14 protein-coding genes and 1 riboswitch are annotated in these 21,787 nt (G+C 48.7%); of the genes, 10 read left to right on the top strand and 4 right to left on the bottom strand.

The window, feature by feature from the left end; genetic code table 11:
* Positions 1 to 164: 164 nt before the first annotated feature.
* The 3 genes from metE to SE18_RS00465 are packed head-to-tail and all read right to left on the bottom strand — an operon-like array spanning position 165 to position 5,876.
* Positions 165 to 2,411: a 5-methyltetrahydropteroyltriglutamate--homocysteine S-methyltransferase gene (metE, locus tag SE18_RS00475; protein ID WP_054532454.1), complete on the bottom strand. Its 2,247-nt coding sequence runs from the start codon at positions 2,409 to 2,411 to the stop codon at positions 165 to 167.
* Between the two features lie 2 nt (positions 2,412 to 2,413).
* On the bottom strand, positions 2,414 to 3,442 hold the full coding sequence (locus SE18_RS00470; RefSeq protein ID WP_054532453.1) for a ribonucleotide-diphosphate reductase subunit beta: 1,029 nt from the start codon (positions 3,440 to 3,442) through the stop codon (positions 2,414 to 2,416).
* A gap of 13 nt (positions 3,443 to 3,455) precedes the next feature.
* Complete coding sequence (locus SE18_RS00465) at positions 3,456 to 5,876, bottom strand: ribonucleoside-diphosphate reductase subunit alpha (protein ID WP_054532452.1); 2,421 nt, start codon at positions 5,874 to 5,876, stop codon at positions 3,456 to 3,458.
* Between the two features lie 139 nt (positions 5,877 to 6,015).
* A riboswitch (cobalamin riboswitch) is annotated at positions 6,016 to 6,152 on the bottom strand.
* An 894-nt stretch (positions 6,153 to 7,046) separates the two neighbouring features.
* On the opposite strand from SE18_RS00465, the gene SE18_RS00460 reads away from it, so the two are divergent.
* Genes SE18_RS00460 through SE18_RS00445 form a run of 4 tightly spaced genes read left to right on the top strand, consistent with a single transcriptional unit; the run spans position 7,047 to position 8,395 of the window.
* Positions 7,047 to 7,355, top strand: a complete 309-nt coding sequence (locus tag SE18_RS00460; protein WP_054532451.1) for a WXG100 family type VII secretion target — start codon at positions 7,047 to 7,049, stop codon at positions 7,353 to 7,355.
* A gap of 31 nt (positions 7,356 to 7,386) precedes the next feature.
* Complete coding sequence (locus SE18_RS00455) at positions 7,387 to 7,680, top strand: WXG100 family type VII secretion target (protein ID WP_054532450.1); 294 nt, start codon at positions 7,387 to 7,389, stop codon at positions 7,678 to 7,680.
* Between the two features lie 41 nt (positions 7,681 to 7,721).
* Entirely contained in the window at positions 7,722 to 8,051 is a 330-nt protein-coding gene (locus SE18_RS00450) for a hypothetical protein (protein ID WP_054532449.1), read from the top strand.
* Positions 8,052 to 8,095: 44 nt separating this feature from the next.
* Positions 8,096 to 8,395: a type VII secretion target gene (locus SE18_RS00445; RefSeq protein ID WP_054532448.1), complete on the top strand. Its 300-nt coding sequence runs from the start codon at positions 8,096 to 8,098 to the stop codon at positions 8,393 to 8,395.
* Positions 8,396 to 8,538: 143 nt separating this feature from the next.
* Here the strand turns inward: SE18_RS00445 and SE18_RS00440 are convergent, their stop codons facing one another.
* Complete coding sequence (locus tag SE18_RS00440; protein WP_054532447.1) at positions 8,539 to 9,642, bottom strand: serine/threonine protein kinase; 1,104 nt, start codon at positions 9,640 to 9,642, stop codon at positions 8,539 to 8,541.
* A 405-nt stretch (positions 9,643 to 10,047) separates the two neighbouring features.
* Here SE18_RS00440 and SE18_RS00435 point away from each other — a divergent pair, with 405 nt between their 5' ends.
* From SE18_RS00435 to SE18_RS00415, 6 genes are all read left to right on the top strand, one after another.
* The gene (locus SE18_RS00435) at positions 10,048 to 18,753 is read left to right on the top strand and encodes an FtsK/SpoIIIE domain-containing protein (RefSeq protein ID WP_054532446.1); all 8,706 of its coding nucleotides are present in this window, start codon (positions 10,048 to 10,050) and stop codon (positions 18,751 to 18,753) included.
* A 69-nt stretch (positions 18,754 to 18,822) separates the two neighbouring features.
* Positions 18,823 to 19,452, top strand: coding sequence for an FHA domain-containing protein (locus tag SE18_RS00430; protein WP_054532445.1), 630 nt, complete (start codon positions 18,823 to 18,825; stop codon positions 19,450 to 19,452).
* A gap of 91 nt (positions 19,453 to 19,543) precedes the next feature.
* A complete protein-coding gene (locus SE18_RS00425) occupies positions 19,544 to 19,807 on the top strand; it encodes a hypothetical protein (protein ID WP_054532444.1) in 264 nt (87 codons plus the stop codon).
* A gap of 164 nt (positions 19,808 to 19,971) precedes the next feature.
* On the top strand, positions 19,972 to 20,094 hold the full coding sequence (locus tag SE18_RS28105) for a hypothetical protein (RefSeq protein WP_269083546.1): 123 nt from the start codon (positions 19,972 to 19,974) through the stop codon (positions 20,092 to 20,094).
* Positions 20,061 to 20,594: a WXG100 family type VII secretion target gene (locus SE18_RS26620; protein WP_083469626.1), complete on the top strand. Its 534-nt coding sequence runs from the start codon at positions 20,061 to 20,063 to the stop codon at positions 20,592 to 20,594. The genes SE18_RS28105 and SE18_RS26620 overlap by 34 nt, the downstream gene beginning before the upstream one ends.
* A 191-nt stretch (positions 20,595 to 20,785) precedes the next feature.
* Positions 20,786 to 21,676, top strand: a complete 891-nt coding sequence (locus SE18_RS00415; protein ID WP_152976507.1) for a hypothetical protein — start codon at positions 20,786 to 20,788, stop codon at positions 21,674 to 21,676.
* The last annotated feature ends 111 nt before the right edge of the window (positions 21,677 to 21,787 follow it).

Raw genomic sequence — 21,787 nt, 5'->3', positions numbered from 1 at the left:
GCTAATTGAATCACCTAGTTTCAATTATACGCCACATCAATCTAGCACTTGTACAAAGAATGTTGATTATTGATTAACCAACATACACTTAAACACGAAAATGCTAGCCGTAGCTAGCACCTTCGTTCGATTTGATCAGGTCGGATCGATCAAACCGTTATCTTTTAATGAATCGTCGCGCGCACCTGCTTGGTTGCCGCCAGCATCGCCCGCAATGCAGCCTCAACTTCAGCGTAGGTACGGGTTTTCAAGCCACAATCGGGGTTAATCCACAATTGTTCGGCAGGCAAATACTTCAGCAATTGCTGAATCTGCGCCACCAATTGCTCAACGCTGGGAATATTCGGGCTGTGAATATCGTACACGCCAGGCCCAAGTTGCTGCTGATAACGTCCTTCCAAGCCAGCCAACAACGAGCCAGCACTGCGTGCATCCTCAATGCTAATCACATCGGCATCAAGAGCAGCAATTGCATCAATAATATCGTTGAAATCGCTGTAACACATATGGGTGTGAATTTGCGTGCTCGCAGCGGCATCACTCGTCGCAATCCGAAAAGCGCGCACTGCCCAATCAAGGTAGGCTTGCCATTCATTGCGCCGCAACGGTAAGCCTTCGCGAAATGCTGGCTCGTCAATTTGAATAACATTGATACCTGCTGCCTCTAAATCAGCCACTTCATCACGCAGCGCTAAGCCAATTTGGGCCGCAACTTCGCTGCGAGGCAAATCATCACGCACAAAACTCCATTGCAACATCGTCACTGGTCCCGTCAGCATGCCTTTAACGGGCCGCTTGGTCAGCGACTGAGCATAGGCAGTTTCGGCCACACTCAAAGCTGCGGTGCGATAAACATCACCAGCGATCACTGGCGGACGCACACAGCGGCTGCCATAACTTTGCACCCAGCCTTCTTGGGTGGCAATATAGCCCGCCAAATGCTCGGCAAAAAATTGCACCATATCGTTGCGCTCTGGCTCGCCATGCACCAGCACATCAAGCTCCCATTGTTCTTGCAACGCAATCACATGGGCAATTTCAGCCCGAATTGTTTCGGCATAGCCCGCCGGATTGCGCTTGGCTTCGGCGCGGGCTTTGCGCAAGGCCGCAGTTTGCGGAAATGAGCCAATTGTAGTCGTTGGCAGCAATGGCAAGTTCAATTTGGCTTGTTGCAAAGCTACCCGTTCAGCATACACCAAGCGCGCTGGCGTTTCAGCACCCAAGGCAGTGCTACGCTCACGAACCGCAGGCACAATCCGCCCAGCTCCATCAAGCCATTGTTGGCGCGAAGCCAGCGCTGCATCCCATGTGGTTTGAACACTGGCAACGCCGTTACGCAAGGCCTGCGCCAATAATTCCAATTCGGCCAAACGCTCTTGGGCAAAGGCCAAACCGCTGCTCACCGCAACTGGCAAATTGCGTTCAGCAGTCACCGTTTCGGGCAAGTGCAACAACGAACATGAACTGCTCAAAATCAAGCGTTCAGGCGCAACAAATTCGCTTAATCCACTAATTTTGGCCTGCAAATCAGCCAAATCGCTGCGCCAAACGTTGCGCCCATTCACCACACCAGCCACTAAAATTTTATCCTGAGGAAAGCCATGATATTGAATCGCAGCCCAATTGGGTTGGCCTTGCACCAAATCTAAGCCCAGCCCATGCAGCGGCAGGCGGCAGAGTTCGCGATACCACGGCGTAACATCGCCATAATAGGTTTGCACCACCAGCTTGCCATGCTTGCTCAATTCGCGATAGCAAGCAGCAAATGCTTGCCATTCTTCCTCAGTCACGTCGCCAACCAAAGCTGGCTCGTCACACTGAATATAGGCTACATCGCAAGCGCTCAATTCGCGCACAATTTGGGCATAAATTGGGATCAATTGTTGCAAATGCTTGCTTAATTCTGCCCCCGCCAAGCGAGCCAACCGCAAAAATGTCCAAGGCCCAAGCAAGACAGGCCGTGCTTTTGATCCAAGCGTATTCTGGGCAAAGCGCAATTGCTCTAGCACCAAATTGGCTTGCAATTCCCAGCGTTCGGGAATTTCTGGCACCAAATAATGATAATTGGTATCAAACCATTTGGTCATTTCGAGCGCTGGCACGCCGTCGCGGCCCCGCGCCATGGCAAAATAGCCTTGCAAATTATTGGCATCAAGCTTGCCAAAACGGGCTGGCACAGCGCCCAACATCAGCGCTGTATCCAACACATGGTCATACAAGCTAAAATCGCCAACTGGCACCAGATCCAAGCGCTGGGCTTGGATTGCTAAACGATCTTGGCGCAATTCTTCGATTGCCGCCCGAAAGTCTGCTTCAGTACGTTTGCCGCTCCAGAAGCTTTCCAAGGCCTGCTTGTATGGGCGGCCAACGCCAACCCGTGGATAGCCCACAACCGTCGTCTGAAAATTCATGCTTAATCCCATTTTAGGCTGGCCGCTGATTGATATTCAGTGACCCGCGTCTCAAAAAAGTTCTTCTCTTTGGTCAAATCGATCGTTTCACTCATCCAAGGAAATGGATTTTGTGAGCCGTATTGCGTCGCCAGACCAATCCGTTGTAGGCGGCGGTCGGCGATATATTGCACATAATCGCGGAACATTGCTGCATGCAAGCCCATTACGCCACGTGGTAAACATTCAGCAGCATATTGAGCTTCTAATTCAACTGCTTGGCGAATTAATTGCACAATCTCAGCTTGAAATTCAGCAGTCCAGATTGCTGGATTTTCAGCTTTGATGCCGTTAATTAAATCAACCCCAAAGTTCAGATGAATCGTTTCATCACGCAAAATATATTGAATTTGTTCACCAATACCCGTTAATACATTGCGTCGATGCAACGAAAGCAGCATCGCAAAACCGCTATAGAAGAAAATACCTTCCATAATCACATAATAGCCAATCAGATTTTTGACGAAGGTTTGCATGCCTACGAGCGTTTCAGTGCTAAATTGTGGGTCAAGCACCGCCGCAGTTAATTGCATCTCAAATTGATCTTTTTGGCTAATTACTGGGATTTCATGATACATATTGAAAATTTCGCGCTCATTCAAGCCCAAACTTTCAACAATATGCAAAAATGCATGGGTATGAATCGCTTCTTCAAAAGCTTGGCGCAACAGATATTGGCGACATTCTGCGTTGGTAATATGCCGAAAGATTGCCAAAACAATATTATTGCCAACCAAACTTTCAGCTGTAGCAAAAAAACCTAAATTGCGTAGCACCATCAAGCGCTCATCATTCGATAAGCTATTCGAGCGCCAAATTGCAATATCGCCAGTCATCGAAACTTCGTTCGGCATCCAATGGTTGGCACAGCCATTGAGATAATGCTCCCAAGCCCAGCCATAGCGCAACGGCATTAATTGATTTACGTCAACTTGATTACAATTGATCAAGCGTTTATCACTGGCATTGAAGCGCCCAAATTGTTCAGTCATTCGAAATTCCTCGCTACTCACAGGCTTCGCAACTAGGGTCGTCGATTGGGCAAAAATTATCGGCTAGCACGCTGGCCGATTCGCTCACATTGCGCATCCAGCGCGGCTGCACCCCAAAGCGATTAATATCCAAGGTCGATTTTTCAATTTGGGTCGCAGCCAGCGTGCGCAGGTAGTAAGTGGTTTTTAATCCCATGCGCCACGCCGTCAGATAAATCTCATTCAAGCGTTTGCCGCTGGTTTCAGCCACATATAAATTCAACGATTGACCCATATCGATCCATTTTTGGCGACGAGCAGCGCAGGCAATCAACCATTCGGGGGCAATTTCGAAGGCAGTTAAAAATTGGGCCTTGAGTTCAGCAGGAATTCGCTCAATTTGGCTAATCGCGCCATCGTAATATTTCAATTCGGCCAGCAAATCTGCATCCCACAAGCCGCGAGCTTTGAGCGCAGCGACCAACGCCCAATTGACGGTCGTAAAATCGCCCGAAAGATTGCTTTTAACATACAAATGGCGATAGGTCGGCTCAATCGATTGGCTAGTGCCAACGATATTAGCAATCGTGGCAGTCGGCGCAATCGCCAGCAAATTGCTATTGCGAATGCCATGCTCAGCCAAGGCTTGGCGCAGCGGTTGCCAATCGTAATGGCTGCTGTGATCAAGCTCCGGTTTGGTGCTACGTTGGTCAGCCAAAAGCGCCAAACTATCAATCGGCAAAATCCCACGATCCCATTTCGAGCCACGAAAACTTGGGTATGCGCCGCGCTCGATAGCCAAATCAATCGAAGCCGCGACCGCAAAATAGGCAATCGCTTCCATCGAACGATCAGCAAATTCGACCGCCGCTTGGCTGGCGTAGCTGATATTCAACCCATAAAGCGCATCTTGAAAGCCCATCAGACCAAGCCCAATTGGCCGATGACGGGCATTGGCTTGCGCTGCTTGCGGGCGCGGATAAAAATTAATATCAATCACGTTATCGAGCATGCGCACTGCTGTCGTAACCGTTGTGCGCAATGTTTCAAGGTCAAGCGCGCCATCACGAATATGGGCCGCCAGATTAATCGAGCCAAGATTACAGACCGCAATCTCGTCAGCCGACGTATTGAGCAAAATTTCAGTGCACAAATTGCTGCTATGAATCACCCCAACGTGATCCTGCGGCGAACGCAGGTTGGCAGCATCCTTCCAGGTAATCCAAGGATGGCCGGTTTCAAACAAGCGGGTCAAAATTTTGCGCCACAAACCGAGTGCTTCGACTTGACGTGCCGAACGCAGCAAGCCTTGCGCCGCCAGCGCTTCGTATTCTGCGTAGCGTAGCGCGAATGCCTGGCCATACAAATCGTGCAAATCAGGCACTTCATCAGGTGAGAACAACGTCCACGTGCCGTTGCTCAACACCCGCTCCATCAACAAATCAGGAATCCACAAAGCCGTGTGCATATCGTGGGTGCGGCGGCGCTCATCGCCTGTTGGCTTGCGCAAATCAAGAAAATCTTCAATATCAGCGTGCCACGCTTCGAGATAAGCGCAGACCGCGCCTTTGCGCTTACCGCCCTGATTGACCGCAATCGCGGTATCGTTGACAATTTTGAGGAAGGGAATCACGCCTTGGCTCACGCCATTCGTGCCATGAATTGGCGCGCCGAGCGCCCGCACAGGAGTCCAATCGTTGCCCAAGCCACCAGCCCACTTCGAAAGCATGGCGTTATCGCTGATCCCCCAAAAAATCGCCTCAAGATCATCGCCGACCGTCGAGAGATAGCACGATGACAACTGCGGATGAGTCGTCGCGGCGTTGAATAAGGTTGGCGTGGCCGAGGTAAAGTAAAATTGCGACAGCAGCTCGTAGAAACGCAGGGTTTGAGCTTCGCGATCAGCCTCATTCAAGGCCAAGCCCATTGCCACCCGCATCCAAAAGAATTGCGGCAACTCGCGGCGCAAACCAGCCCACTGAATAAAATAGCGATCATAGAGCGTTTGCAGGCCAGGATACGCCAATAAAGCATCGCGTTCAGGCACAATTGCCGCCGCCAAACGAGCCAAATCAAACTTGGCCAACTGCGGGTCAAGCAACCCTTGCTCAATTCCGGCCTGAATATACTGGATAAATGCCGTTGGACAGCGGGTAGCAACCGCTGAACCTGCCAGATATTCGCCAAAAACCTCGCAATTCAGTTGGCTGGCCAAGAGTGCGGCGGCCACAAAACTATAATCTGGCTCCTGCTCAATCCAGCTGCGGGCGGTCAAAATACAGGCTTGGAGTTGTTCGCCAGCAGTCATATTGGGATAAAAGCTCAAGTTGGCAGCCTGCCAGAGCTGATTCGCGTCGGTTGTTTGGGGATAAGCGCTACAAGCCTCAGCAAGTAGTTGCAAAAGCCAAGTAGCCTGCTCGCTAGTCGCTCGTAGCTCAACCTCGATCACATTCATAGAGCATCCTTTGTGCGCTAAATAAAAAATGCCTGCTCCTTAGCGGAACAGGCATAAACCATTACCAAACCATAGGCAGCAGCCCATGGGCATCAATTGCAAGCGGCAATGATCACCCCCTTTGACGCGAAGGGACATCTCGATCATTTCGAACTGAGTGGGCATTCGGACTTAGCATTGAGCCATACCGTTGCGCGACAGTGCCGGAATCTCACCGGACTTTCCCCAATTTGCAACCAAGCTACGACAACTTGGCCTCAGACGAATAAAAAATTGTAGCCAATACTGTAGCAGATGCCAGATCAACCGTCAATCAAGCCTCGTTACTTAACCAAACCAGCTGATTGCCTGATTCCAACGCGCTAAATCTGGTTAATCAAGTTCAAAATTGAGTTGCAAAGTAGCCGATAATCAAGCAAATTGCCGCTTGATTCCGCAAGTCCTAGTACTCAGGGTAGGCCATTAGCTAGCTAGCAGGGTAGCTGAGGAAGACTAGTAAGCTGAAATGCCAGAATAAACTCAATCCAAGACCTTTCTCAAAGGTCGCTGAGGCGCTATGATTAACAACCGAGCACTGTTTATAGGTCAGAGATAGTACAAGACTCCTAACCAATTGCGATATTGGTGGGAAAAACCCTAAAAAAAGCTCTTGACAAGTGCAATTTGGTTTTGTACACTCTGAGTACGAATTAACCGCAATTGGCAATCGATGTTTATGTGAAGCAAATAGCATTACAACGTTGCAATAGCTAAATACATGGGGTGAGAGAATGTATTTGGTTAAAGCAGGCACACTCAGTAAGCACAAAAACTACTAATTGAACAAACTCGTTTCTCGACGGATCCGAATTTCGCTCATTAGGCCAGTTTTTGTAACAATCTATCGCTTTGGTGGCAATAACAATCGATAAACCCCTATTTGGTCTTTTTATACAAAGCGGTGGTGTTGGGCTGGTGGTGTTAGAAGCAAGCTCTTGCGGAGCACAAACAACCTTTGGCAGCCAAGGACAATTCAACTATTAGCAATCTCGGTCGCTCGGCATATCACTCAAACCTAAAAGGAAAGCTTCGGCTACCTTCTTTCGTCAGATTGATATAACTCGCAAGCATTGTGGACGTGTGGCCCAATGCAGCCAACTTGGCTCCGAAACACACAAGGAGGATTTCTCAATGGCAGCAGAAGTAGTACAAATCGATCAAGAAGCGATGGCTCAAGTTGCTCAACGCTTCGGTAAGCTCGAACAAAACGTGCAACAATTGTTGCAAACCCTCAATCAACTATCCCAAGTTTTGCAAGAAAAATGGGTAGGGGCTGCAGCAACGAGCTTCCAACAAGAATGGCAAGGCGAAATGACCCCAGCCTTCAATCGCTTGATTCAAGCATTCAACACCTTCCAATCAACCAGCAACGAAATCAAGCAAACCTTCCAACAACACGAAGATGAAGCATCAGCAATCTTCAAAGCTTGGAAAATTTAAATCTAGCTATTTTTATTAAGGAGGCCCTCTCATGGCAGCAGAAAAAATGAAGTATGATCGTGCGACAATGGAACAAGCCCAAGCAACCTTTGGCAAAGCGCACGAACAAGTTCAAGATGTAACCCAAGAAGTTTTGTCAATTGCTAGCACCATCGACGAAGCCCTCAAAGGCGACGCTGGTAGCGAATTCGTCGATGTTTTGACCGGCATGATGGCTCCATCATTGGCTAAATTAGCTGCCAAGATGACCGAAATTCAAGGCGACATCAAGAACGCTATGGCCGCAATGGATGCAGCTGACGGCGGCGCGAAAAGCACCTTCTAATCGTAATTGGATCTTTTTATACCTAATTGAGGAGTTTATTCATGAAAAGTTTCTTGATGCGCTTGGCTCGCAAAGTTTTGGAAAGCGTTCTGCAACAATTGATGCAACAATTCAATGTCATTCAAGAACAAGCTTTGGCTCCAATCAAGAAAATCATTGCTTCATCGGTAGTTGACTGGAAAGGCGAAGGCGCTGATGCATTCCGTGAGGAATTGACCAGCTTGTTGAGCCCTCAGATTAGCCGCATCGGCACTGGCATCACCAGCTACCACAGCAACTTGGGCAAAGCTCGCGATTTGATCGATCGCGCTGATAGCACCGCTCGCAACTTGGTTAACTCAAAATTGCGCAGCATCGCTAAGTTCTACTAATTTTGACCTTGAATTCTTAAAGATAGATCTAAGGAGGCCATTTCATGGCAGCAGCAAAAATTGAGATGAATGTTGGACCAGTCCAACAAATTGCTAAAACCATCAACACGGTTGGTCAAGTTTTGAAAACCGTCGCTAAAGTTTTGGAAGTGCTTTCAACCACCCTTAAAGCAACTGCTTTCATCGGTTTGGTCGGTGGCGCAGCTGTAGCAAACTACATCGATCAGTTCCGTCCACAGATCGAAAAGATGGCTGAAAAATGTATTGAAATCACCCAAGATGTCAATACCGCCATCAAGAACTTCCAAAACCAAGACTTCACCGCTTCAGGCCGCTTCGGCTAGTTCCATACCAAGTCATTTTACCCAGTATTTCAAACCGATCATGCACTTGCATGGTCGGTTTGAGTTTAAGGGCTAAAAGCTTTGAAGTTTCAAGCACGAAAAAGAGCAGGGCGCAAACCCTGCTCTTCAACCACGAACATAAGCTAAATAATATTCAACTGATTCAAGGTTACGAAGAAGGTAATCAAAAAGGCCACCGTCAATAAACTAATTACAATAATCAGGATTGTATTAAGGCTCGGCCAGCGGCTCTTTTTGGCAGTTGGGACTTCGCCAAACAATTTGAGCAATTCCTGGACGACCTGGGCCGCATTCTGAGGGCGATTCGCTACTTGAACATCGACCATACGCACAGCAAGCTCAGCAATTGCTCGCACGTCAGCAGTTCGGTTCATATTAACATGATGGTTTTTTAAGACTGCTTGATAAACCTCTTCGTCGCTTTTGAGCTTGAAGGGATAGGCCGGAACACCAACCAGCATTTCATACAAAATCAGGCCGAGGCCATAAACATCGGTTGCATAGCTTGGCTTTTGTAAGTGCGGCTGCATAATCTCTGGTGCAGTGTAGGCTGGCGGCACCATAAACGAATACCAATCGTTGTTAATATTTTGGGGCGTGCTAGCGATGCCCAAATCGAGCAAGTGAATGGTTGGGACTGAAGGATTATCTTCAAAATGCACCAACAGCGATTCGGGGTTGATTCCAAAATGCAAAACACCTTTGCTTTGCAAGAGCGCAATCGATGACGCCAAACGCATGACCAACCAGCCAATATGGTTGACCCACATTTGCGGATTTTTGGTCAGTGCATCGCGTAACGATTCACCAGCAAAGAAATCTGACAAATAATAGTAAAAAAGGTGCTCACCGAGCATCGCCCGCCCGTAGGCCTCAGTTTGAGCGCTTACTGTAGCATTTGCATAGGGTGGACGCCAATTTGGCAAGAACGTATTGCGTTCGTTCGAAACCCGAATAGTTTTCAGAAATTCGGCTTCACGTTTTAGGCGCTCAGTATTTTCGCTGCCAACATGGGCTACTTTAAGAAACACGCGTTGTTTTTGGTGGCTAGCTTCGTATAAAACTGAAGAGCGTAGGACAACAACAGGCCGCACGATTTCAATATCGCCCAGCCATTTTCCATATCCGAGAATTGTTGGCGATTTTTCAGCTTGACAATAAACTTCTTGACAATACAAATTATTATCAAACGATGTTCGTTCACATAACAGACATACCTGTTTCATGGGCACTTACTCCGTTCCATGGGTAGTCATGGGAAACCAGATTATGGCTCTATCATACCGTAATCTGGATTGCTAGGCGAGGATTGTTGGCACTACTCTACTCATTTATTCAAAAGCTGTCAACCACTAGCCGAAATACAGGTTTGTATGGTATAGTTGACGCGTTACACCAGCAATGCGCAATTTCTCTCCTCGTGCCACTTTTTAGCGTGTGTTCACATCAGATCCGATCAGTGACTGATCGATGGGCGGAATTTTGGAGATGCACCGATGAAAAACTCTATCCAGATGATAGATCGTCCTCCACGGATTCAACCAGAGCTACCTTTTAATCGTTTTGAAATCCCATCCCCCCCAGAAAACCCTGAGGATGCGATTTCGAAACTCATTCAGTTGGCTCTGCCGATGACGATGATTGTGGGTTATGTCTTCGTAACAATGTTTGGAGGGCGTGGCGGTAGCGGCGCTTTGATTCTCATCCCGATGGCATTATCGGTGTTGGCCTCCACAGGGTTCTCAATCTATTCGTTTATTCGTGAAAAAAACCAACGTTTAGAACGTGAACGCCAATACCATGAACAGATCGTTGAATTAAATAAAGATATGCACGGCTATCACGATTTGCAGCGCCGTTTCTATCGCTACAACTATCCTGATACGCCAAATACGATCAAGGTTATTACCGATGCCAAGCAAGATTTAGAAAAGCCTGAACGCACCCTCCGCTCGAATGCGCGGATTTGGGAACGGCGGGTTTCTGATGATGACTTCGGCTCAGTACGCCTTGGGATGGGCACATTGCCCTCAACCGTGGTCTACGAGGTTAAGAGCGGTGGCAATTTTAGCAGCCCCCTTGCTCGCGAAGCCATGAAGCTTGATGCTGATTCACGCTATGTCTCTGATATTCCGATTATTATTACCTTGCGCTATAAGCAAGAAGAAGAAGGCAGCTCGAAAGAAAAGACAACCCCGATTACCCCAACCACTCATGCCTTGGGGATTGCAGGCGATCGGGATGCTGTCTATGAATCGATTCGCTCGATTTTGGCGCATTATGCGGTGTTCCACTCACCTTCCGATTCGCGTTTGTATGTTTTGGCCTCAAAATATAACGAATGGGATTGGGTCGAAACCTTGCCCCACTGTCAGCCAGGCGAATATGAGCAACTTTGTTTCGTCAGCGAAATCAAAGAAGTTGCTGATGATGCCGATGAAGAAGGCGATGAATTAGATCAATACATGGAAGGGATTCGTAAAATTCTATCGCAACGTAAGATGCGGATGGAAGATAACGAAGAAAATAATAATAATTCGGGCCGTGGCAACCCTGGCTTACCATTTATGTTGCTGGTGGTTGACTTGCTCGATATGTATGAAAAAGCTGGCGAGCGTTTACGCGATATCGAATCGGATGCAGCACTCTCGATCTTGATCGAAGAAGGCCCACAGCTTGGCGCTGCGGTTATCTTCCTCGTGCCAGAACGCAGCAAAGTGCCTGGTGGTTGTAAGTCGGTGATTGAAATTGAACGCACCACGCCAGCAACCAACAGCAAGCAAGCCCAACATCAACAATTGTTCTTCCGCTACGCCGAGCAGGGGGTTAATACCTTCCGCTATATCGGGGCTGCCGATAATATTGTTAATCGCGAAGAATCGCGCAAATTGGCCGAAGAACTCTCGACCCTCAACCTGCGCCAAAGCGCTGGGGCTAATCTCGCCGATGGTGTTGCCTTCTTTGATCTCATGGGCTATAGCTCGCTTGATGAACTCAAGGTCGATGCGATTAAGAATTGGCAACGCAGCACCCAACCGAAATACGCCAACTGGCTGCGCGCCAAGGTTGGCCGCATGTCGGGGAATAAAACCCGGACCCTGGTTTTCTCATCCAAACGTGATGGGGTTCACGGGATGGTCGCAGGGAGTACCGGTTCTGGTAAATCGGAGTTGCTGATCTCGCTGATTGCGGTGATGGCAGTGACCTACGATCCTTCAGTGGTTAACTTTGTGTTGGTTGACTACAAGGGTGGTGGCGCATTCAAGGAATTCGAACGCCTGCCCCACTGTGTTGATATCATCACCAACTTGGCTGGCGATGGCGTAACCCGCATGTTCACAGCAATTAAGTCGGAAATGCAACGCCGCCAAGTCTTAAACAACGAAACTGATACCAAAAATATCGTTGAATATCGCAAGAAGAACTTCCACAATACCCACTATCCTTATCCCTATTTGTTTATCATCATCGACGAATTCGCCGAAATGATCGCCGATCGGGCTGAGTATCGGGGCGAATTGGAAAGTATCACGCGGATTGGCCGTTCGCTAGGGGTTTCGCTGATTCTCGCCGCGCAACGGCCTAGCGGGATCACCGACCAAATGCGTTCGAATATCAAGTTCCGGATTAGCTTGCGGGTAGAAACCCAAGGCGAAAGCCGCGAAATGTTGCGCCGCTCGGATGCAGCCTTCTTGCCGACCGGGATTCCAGGTCGGGGCTATCTCCAAGTTGGCAACGAAGAAATTGAATTGATTCAAGTGGCCTACACTGGCGATCCCTATGTTGACCCCAATTCAGTTTCACAAGAAAAAGTTATTTGGCCAGATCGCCGCCGCGCTGAAGGCGTTGACCCAGGGATTGATACCCAAGATCAAAGCCCACCAGAACTGTATAAAGTCATTGTCAGCACGCTCGATGCCTTGTCACGCGATAACAACGTGCCAATTCAACGGGCACCATGGCCAAACTTCTTGCCACGCGAACTGGCCTTGACCCAACACCTGATCTCAGAAGATCCGAATGTTAATGCAGTGACTTTTGAAGAATATCTGTTGGGCATCGACGAGATCATGGTTGGCTTGCCCCGCGAGCACGATCTAACCTTGAACCCTGCCTTGAACAAATGGATCAATGGGACGTCGGGCTGGGTCGAAGATCTGAACTGGCGTGATTATGCAATGCGGCCTGTGCTTGGCTTGATTGATAATCCGTATGCAGCCAAGCAATTACCCTTGACCGTGGACTTCCCACGCGGCCATGCAGTGGTCTTTGGTGGCTCTGGTTGGGGTAAAACCACCTTCCTACGCTCGATGCTGATGAGCTTGGCCGCAACCCACTCACCAAATCAGATGCACATGTATATTCTCGATTTGGGTGGGCGAAACTTTAGCGTGCTGGATAAATTGCCTCACTCTGGTGCGGTGATTATTCCTGATGGCGAAGGCTACGAAGAACGGGTCGAACAATTGCTGCGCGAAATCAACGATATTGTCGATGCGCGCAAGCTGTTGCTCAACGATGCAGGGATTGCCGATATTTACCAATACAATGCGGTTAATCCAACCAATACCCAGCCAGCAATCTTGGTTGCAATCGATAACTTTGCCGAATTTACCGAAACCTTTGGTGAAGGCCCAGATAGCAACGTCGAAAGCGTGCTGGATAAGCTAATTTCGATTGCGCGCCAAGCCAAACCATATGCCATTCACTTTATCATCACCATTGGCAGCATGGCTGAGCTATCCAACCAAATCTTTAGCTTGTTTACCGAGCGTTACACCTTGAAGCTCAGCGATAACACCGAATATCGGTCGATCGTTGGCGGGCGGGTTGACGACATCAATGATATTCCTGGCCGTGGCTATACCAAGGTTGGCCCACAGCCGCTCAGTTTCCAAGTGGCAGTCGCAGCAGGCATCAGCAGCGATGGCTCGCTTGACCCAACGATCGAAATGAAAGAAATCGATCAATTGGCCCAATTTATGACTGATTATGCCCGCACCAGTGGCAAGAACTATCTCAAGCCACGGCGGGTTGATGCAATGCCCAAGGCGATTCTCTTCAAATCGATGTTGCCCGAAATGTATGCCACCATGCTCCAGCGCGAAATTCGCTTCGATGCTGATCTACGGCCTCAATTGAATAGCCTGATGAGCGAAGCATGGGAAAATAGCATCAAGCCCGAAAATGCCGATTGGCTCAAAGTGACGATTGGGGTGATGTCGGGCAATCGCCCACGCACGCTGCAACTCGAAGCCAAAAAAGACGGTGTTCACGGCATGATTGCTGGCGGTACTGGCGCTGGTAAATCGGAATTGTTGATGAGCTTGATCATCGGTTTGGCTGTGCGCTACGACCCCAGTATCCTTAACTTCATTTTGGTCGACTATAAAGGTGGTGGTGCCTTTGATCCCTTCAAGGATATGCCACACACCGTTGATTTGGTGACCAACTTGAATAAATCGCGCGTACGCCGGATGTTTACTGCAATCAATGCAGAAATGGGCCGTCGCCAAGCGCTGAATGCACGCACTGGCACCAAAGATATTGTGGAATATCGTGCCAAGGGCTTCCACCTCGACCCACAATGGGGGCCATTCCCGCATCTGTTTATCATTATCGACGAATATGCCGAAATGATCAGCGATACCCCAGAGTTCCGCGATGAGCTAGAAAGTATCACCCGGGTTGGGCGTTCAATTGGGGTTAACCTCTTGCTGGCTTCACAACGGCCAATCGGGGTTACCGACCAAATGCGGGCCAATATCAAATATCGGATCTGTTTGCGGGTTGAAGATATTGAAACCAGCCGCGAAATGTTGCGTCGCTCGGATGCAGCCTTCTTGCCAAGCGGGATGCCTGGTCGGGGCTATCTCCAAGTTGGCAACGAAAATCTTGACCTGATTCAAGTTTCCTACACTGGTGAATCATACGATTATGCAGTGGCTGCCGACGGCACCAAGGCTAAGTTCTATGAATTAATCGTGACGATGGCGCAAAATTTACTCCACCCACGCCCACGGCCTCAAACACCATGGCCAGCGCCATTGCCCGATGCCATTACCTACGAACAACCGCTCAATCCACGGTATGTTGACAAAACCTATCTACCATTGATGACCCTTGGCCGTTCGCAACGAATCGCAATCAATGCCTTTGTTGGCGATTGGTTTGAAAATAAAGGTCAGTGGTTTGGAGTAGATTGGAATCACGTAGCAATGCGCGCGGTCGTTGGGGTACTTGACGATCCAGGCAATGCCCGCCAAATGCCATTAGTGCTCGACTTCAACAAAGGTCACGTGGTGGTTTTCGGCGCTTCTGGTTGGGGTAAAACAACCATGATTCGCTCGTTGGTGTTGAGTTTGGCGGCAACCCACTCGCCCAACGAATTCAATGCCCATGTGCTTGATCTTGGTGGCCGTAACCTTGAAGTCTTACGCTCCATCCCTCACGTTGGGACGGTAATTCTGCCAGACGAACAAGGCTACGAAGAGCGGATTCAGCAGCTTTGGCGTGAATTGAATAATGTTGTTGACGAACGCAAGAAGCTGTTCAGCGATGCTGGGGTTTCTACGCTCTCTGAGTACAACAGCCAAAACGCTGCTAATCCAAAGCCTGCCATTTTGGTGGCAATCGACAACTTTGGCGAATATATCGAAACCTTTGGTGATGATAAGAATAATGATGCCAATAACCTGCTTGAGGTCTTTGTGGCCTTGGCACGCCAAGCCAAAGCCTATGGATTGCACATTCTGATCACTGCTAGCCGCTTGAATATTCTATCAAGTAAGCTGTATAGCCTCTTTACCGAGCGCTTGACCTTCAAGATTTCTGATGCAGGCGACTATTCGGCCATTGTTGGCGCACGGCTCTTAGAAGTTGAAGAAATTCCTGGCCGTGGTGCTGTCAAAGTTGGTCGCGATGCACTGAGCTATCACATTGCCTTGCCGCCAGGCACCATTGGCAAAGCCGATGTCTTAGGCGCTGACGGCCAACCACAAGTTACCGAAAAACTGCAAATTCGCGGTGAAGCTGGCCAAATTCGGGTTATCGGCAAGCATATGAATGCGCATATCGCCAATAATCCCGGTAAATACCAACCACCACTGGGAATTGCCGCCTTGCCCAAGAGTTCATCGTATCGCCAAGTGCTGCAAGAAATGCACAATATTGGCCGTGGCGATCGGCCATTTGTCGAAGAACTCAAAGAAGCAACGGCCAAAACCTGGGAATATAACGCAGGCACTGGCAAACAAGCTGGCTGGTTGGCTGCATGTTTGGGGATTGTCTCAGGCAATCGGCCACGCACGCTGCAACTTGAAGCCAAGCGTGACGGTGTTCACGGGATGGTTGCAGGGGGTACTGGTGCTGGTAAATCGGAATTGCTGATGACCTTGATTGTAGGTCTGGCGCTGAATTACTCGCCCGATATTCTCAACTTCGTCTTGGTCGACTTCAAGGGGGGCGGTGCCTTCAAGCCGTTCGAAAACATGCCGCATTGTGTGGACATTGTGACCAACTTGAACAAGTCGGCAGTTGATCGTATGTTCACCTCGATTGATGCTGAAATTCGGCGCCGCCAAGCACTCAACGCGATGACTGGCACGAAAGATATTGTGGAATATCGCGAACGTGGCTTCCATAAGAAACCAGAGTTTGGCGCCTATCCACACTTGTTCATCATCATCGACGAATACGCCGAAATGTTCGATTCGAACCCTGAATATCTGCCATCGTTGGAAAGTATCACCCGGGTTGGGCGTGCGCAAGGGGTCAACCTCTTGCTCGCTTCGCAACAACCAAAGGGCGTTACCGACCAAATGCGCGCCAATATCAAGTTGCGGCTCTGTCTGCGGGTTGAACAGCCAGATACCAGCCGCGAACTCTTGCGCAAACCAGATGCAGCTTTCTTGCCCAACGGCATGCCAGGCCGTGGCTACTTGCAAATTGGCAACGAAAATCTTGAATTGATTCAGGTTTCGTACACTGGCGAAAGCCAAATCGATGACCGCGAAGTGAGCGTGCTCTGGCCAGATCGAGAGCCAGAACCAGTCTCAACCAGCGAAGATACGCCGAAATTGTTCGATACCGTGGTGCAAATTTCACGTGAGTTGGTTAACTTCCAACCAACGCCAAAACCATGGCCAAATTTCTTGCCCGACCGTGTAAGTTTGCAATCACCAATTATCAATGCCAAAGACAATAGCATTATTGTCTTCCAACCAGCAGTGACCGATTGGATCAACGGTGATACTGAACATCTCTGGCCTGGAGTCGATTGGGAAACCGAGGCCATGCGCACCGCAGCCTTGTTGGTTGATGATCCCAATGAAGCAACCCAATTGCCATTTGTCTTTGATTTCAGCACCAATCATTTGGCGATTTATGGCGATTCTGGTTGGGGTAAAACTTCGTTGTTGCGCTCGATCATTGCCGGTTTGGCAGCCAGCCACAGCCCTGATGAACTCCACGCCTATGTGGTCGATTTGGGCGGGCGCAACTTCCGTAGCTTGCGCAACTTGCCACACATTGGGGCATTGATCTACGCTGATGACGAAACGTTTGAAGAACAAATGCTGCGTTTGTTCAGCAAAATGGAACGCTTGACCCGCGAACGCCAACAGATCTTTAGCGATGCAGGGGTCAACACGATCTATGAATATAACAAGCAGTTCCCAGATAAAGCTTTGCCAGCAATTGTGGTCGCAATCGATAATATTGCCATCATCCACGAGAATTACGACTCGGTTGAAGAATCGATCTTGATTCCATTGGTTCGGCGCTCGTTGAGCGTTGGGATTGCCTTTATCGTTACAGCCAACTTCCCAACTAATATGTCAAGCCGCTTTGGTAGCCTATTTGGTGAACGGATTACCTTCAAGCAAGGCCAACAAGATCGCTACATGGATATTGTTGGGCGGGGAGCAATTGAATTTGGTGATGTGCCAGGCCGCGGGTATATCCGGGTTGGCAAGCGCCCATTGCTCTTCCAAGCAACCTTGCCAGTGGGCTTGGTTGGGCCTGATGGCCGCGACCATCGCAACGAAGCTGAAGAACTTGATTTGATGGGGATGATGATGCAGGCCCGGGTTGAACAACTTGGTGGCATGCGCAGCACGCCTGATCCAATTCAAATTCTGCCGCAAATTGTGCCATTGCGCGAAATGCTCGATGAAACCAATAAAGTTGCTGAAGGCAAAGTCATTTGGAGCGTCATTGGCCAAAGCAACAACCTGATGCCAGCCATGTACGATCTCAAGAAGATTGGGCCACACGCAGCGATTGCTGGGCCACCAATCTCTGGTAAAACCACCTTGCTCTACAACTGGGTGCTTTCGCTGGCCGATCGCTACACACCTGAACAGGTTGCTATGGTCTTGATTGATACTCGCGGACGCTTCTTCAAGTATGGTGGCAAACGCAGCCTCGCTGATTTGCCGCACGTCTTGCAAACCGTCAGCGAAATTGATCAAATGGGTTCTTTGCTGGAAAATCTGCAAATCGAGTGTCAAGCATTCGCTCAGCAAGCAATTAACCGCCCAGTCTACATTTTCATCGATAACTTTGAAGATTTCAGCGACGAAGCAGAAAGCAAGCGTTCAGTGATGAACGATATTGCAGTGCTTACCCGGCGCTATGGTGGCGAAGGCGTGTTTGTAATTATTGCAGGCACCCTCGATGGCTCAGTCAATGATCTGCGCCGCCGGGTTATGAGTGCCAACTTTGGGATTGGCTTGCGGACAGCTCAAGCGGTTGAATCATTACGGGTTATGCGCACACCAAGCGAAGTTCGGGGCAAGGAATTACCAATGGGTCGGGGCTTTATGGTCAAAGCAGGCCAAACAACCTTGATTCAAGTCGCCAGTCCGTATACCGATGGCAGCCATGTTGTTACCGAAGATGCCAGCGATGAGGCAGAACGGGTGATCACAGCCCTTGATGGCTGGGTTGAAACCATCAGCGAGCGCTACCCAGAACGGGCAGCATGGTCAACCGGAGCAATTACGATTGGCGATAAACCAGTCAGCATGGAACAAGACCCGAAAGTGGCTAGAATGTCGGCCCTGATTCGCCAAGGTATTCAACGCTTGATGCCACGGATCAAAGAGGCAAACGGTGACAGCAACATTGCTGAAACAATTATGCAAAATTATATTTCGATGGATTTTGCAAGTTGGAACAGCTCTGAGCGTCTGCGATCGATGTTGCATCAAATGTTGGTCGATCAGCATATGCACGATGGCCTCGATCTCGAAACGGCGACCATGATGGCCGACATGACGAGCAGCGATGATGAATCGTTGATCTTGACCTTCGAAGGAACCTTAGAAAGCTAAAGCAGTGAGGAGCGATCCACGCTGTTGGATCGCTCCCCCAAACCTAGTACCGTGTGAGGAGTTACTTTCATGGGTGCCAAACAAGCCCGCTTTGAACTTTTTATCGATGTCTATGAAAAAAAGCAACAAGTTGCTCAAACACTCACCAACATTCCTACCGGAGAACTTGTTGAATCGATTTTGAAGGAATTTCGGCGTGACTTCGATTTTCTTGGGCAAAATCCCGATGCCTATTGCTTAATCAAGCAGGATGGCAGCGTCTTAAGCAATAACCGCACACTCGATAAACAAGTTTCCAATAAAGAACGCTTGATATTTAGTGAAGCAATGCCCAATATGCCAGAAGCCGGCCAGCCCATGGCCCGCCGAATTTATTTGCGCGAGCATCCATCTGGCAATAGTTATCGTTTACACTGGCAACCAGCAATCGTTGGCCGCTTCGACAATCAAGCAAGCAACGATCTATTGGCCGTCGATTTGGGCAGCCACCCCAATGGTTTGCGGGTTTCACGGCGCCAATTTGAAATTACCGAAACTGGCGGCCATTTCTATATTGAAAGCCTCTCGCCAAACCCGACAACAATTACGGATTCAACAGGTCGGCCCATTCAGGTTGATCGCCGCCAAGTCTTACAACATGGCGATTTGATCACGCTGGATCGCAGCCAAATAACCTTTAAAGTAATCATTTCGGATTAAGCTATTCGCCGAAAAATCAATATGCAGTTAAAATAGCGCTTGGTTCACACCAGCGCTATTTCTCTGCGCAGATTAATATTCAGGAGGATGTATGAGCGATTTAGAACACCTACAAAGTTTAGTTGAAGATGCATTTTTGGAAGCACCATTAATGTATGCTAATGGTTTTATCAATGGTTTAGGCTCAACTGATGCCTATACCGTGTTACAAACCAATGGCCGCGCCGTTGCCGTTGTCAATATGTCATTGCCAGTTGCCAAAACGCTTGGCCAAGGGCTTTTGGCAATGATTGCAGCCTACGAACAACAAACTGGTGAAACCGTAGCAACCCTCGACCAAATCCACGGACGCTAAAGCCATGAATCGACCATCCGCTTAGTCGTTATACATTAAGCGGATGGTCGAACTGTTTTAGTTCCCAATAAGTCTACTGTAATCAATTCATCCTCTTGTACAGCCAATTTAGATTTGCTATAGTGATAAATCTAGATAGCGGTATAGTAAAGAGGGTTTTTAAGATGAGCCAAGCTATTATTCAAGCTCATTATGAGCATTTAGCACGGATTGCCCAGCGTTTTCAAACCTTAGTACACACCACCGAAAGAATTTGCCAAGCAATCAAGCAAACAGCCAGCCTTTAGAAGCAGGTCAATGGCAAGGTGAGGCCTTTAATCGGTTTAAAGCCGAACTCGATAATGAAGTTTATCCCGCTTTTCAACGGCTCAATACGCTCTTCAGCGTTTCGCAAGAAATTACGCTCAAGATTAGTAAGCTATTCGAAGCTGCTGAAGCTGAAGCAGCAACACTTTTTAAATGGGAGCATGGGCCAGCACAGGGTTCACAAGCATTCCAAGCTGTTGCAAGTAATGCTCGATCACTCGAAGCACGCAGTGATCTAATACTTAATTTCTTAGGCTATAATCCGTCGGCCAAGCCTGAGTCGTTATGGGCAGCCCCATTTGTCGCAGGAGCAGCTCTCTTTGGTCCAGGGCCAGTCCCAATCCTTGGTAAATGGGCATTATTCCCAGTGGCTATACTAATGCTGGCAAACGGCTATGGTTGTATGTTGGTGGTTCAGGCCCTGATACCGTTTTCTCGATTCATCAACATGCTGGTTGGGGACGAGCACCCTTTAAATTAAAAAAACCAAATCTTCGCTTTGCTTATGGCCCAATCAAAACCAAAGCAGGGCTTGGTTTCTTGCCTGGCGGTGGCTCAACAGCAGTGCCCGCAGGCCCAAACTTTCTGCACTGGAATGTTGAAGGCGGCATGGGGCAAATTAATAAACCACTTTGGCAATCGTTTAAGAGTGCAATTACGAATGATCATCAATTGCTGACGCGCTCGGTAAATCCTAAACCCAATATTTTTGGAAGTATTGCTGGTGGCAAGTTTATCCGTGGAGCATCGCGAGGGCTCTTTGTCGTTGGGGCGGCGTTTGATGTATATAACATTGCAACAGCCGATGATAAAGTTCGTGAAACAACCAAAGTTGCTGGCGGCTGGGTCGGTGGGGCAGCAGGTGCAAAAGGCGGAGCAGCGGTTGGTGCAACGATTGGTGGTGTTATTGGGGGTATTGGCGGCTATTTCCTAGGGATGAAGGAAGTGGAGCAGTGTATGATTTCTTCAAATAGCCAAACCCCAACCTGGCTCGTCTACCGCGAAACAAACCAAAACCTCGCAATGTTGACGCTAACAACATCACGAATTTATCCAGATGGACAGATTATTGCGTTTGATGCTGATCCCGACCACATCCTTGATAGTTCGCATGATCAAGAATATCAGCTGCTTAATGAGGTTTTAAGCAATTGGTTAGCAGCCTATCAGGTTATGAGCTATGCGCTAAGTCATGCCAAAACACACTTACTGACACTGTTTAAGCCAGAGTATCGTTTCTGCTGTCAACAATCACGCTCAACGCTAATCACGGTATTTGAGGAGCGAGGATTGCGCAATACGAATGGAACGGAGCCAGATTTTATTTTTCTTGGTGGCGAACCGCATGTTCATCAAGAATCAACACTCCAAGCATGGGTACAGATGTTCAATCGTCATGCTTCAATTGAACTTAAAAACCCAGCTATTAGCCAAATCCTTAAGCAGCTTGATGGCCTGATAATGACCATCAGCACCGAAGTCCATTTTTATTTTCGGCGTACTCAGCATAATTTCCAGCAGCATAGCACCAGCGTCGAGCAGGTAGCTGTAATGGTACAATAGATTAACGACCATCTGCGTCGATCGCAGCGCTCCCCTCGGAGTTTATCATGGGATTACATCGTAATGCCGCACTGACCGTGCGCCAACGCCAAGAACTACAACGCCTGCGCC

Source organism: Herpetosiphon geysericola, assembly GCF_001306135.1.
Classification (GTDB): domain Bacteria; phylum Chloroflexota; class Chloroflexia; order Chloroflexales; family Herpetosiphonaceae; genus Herpetosiphon; species Herpetosiphon geysericola.
The sequence above is the reverse complement of the archived record's forward strand: the minus strand, read 5'-3'. Positions and strand labels throughout refer to the sequence as shown.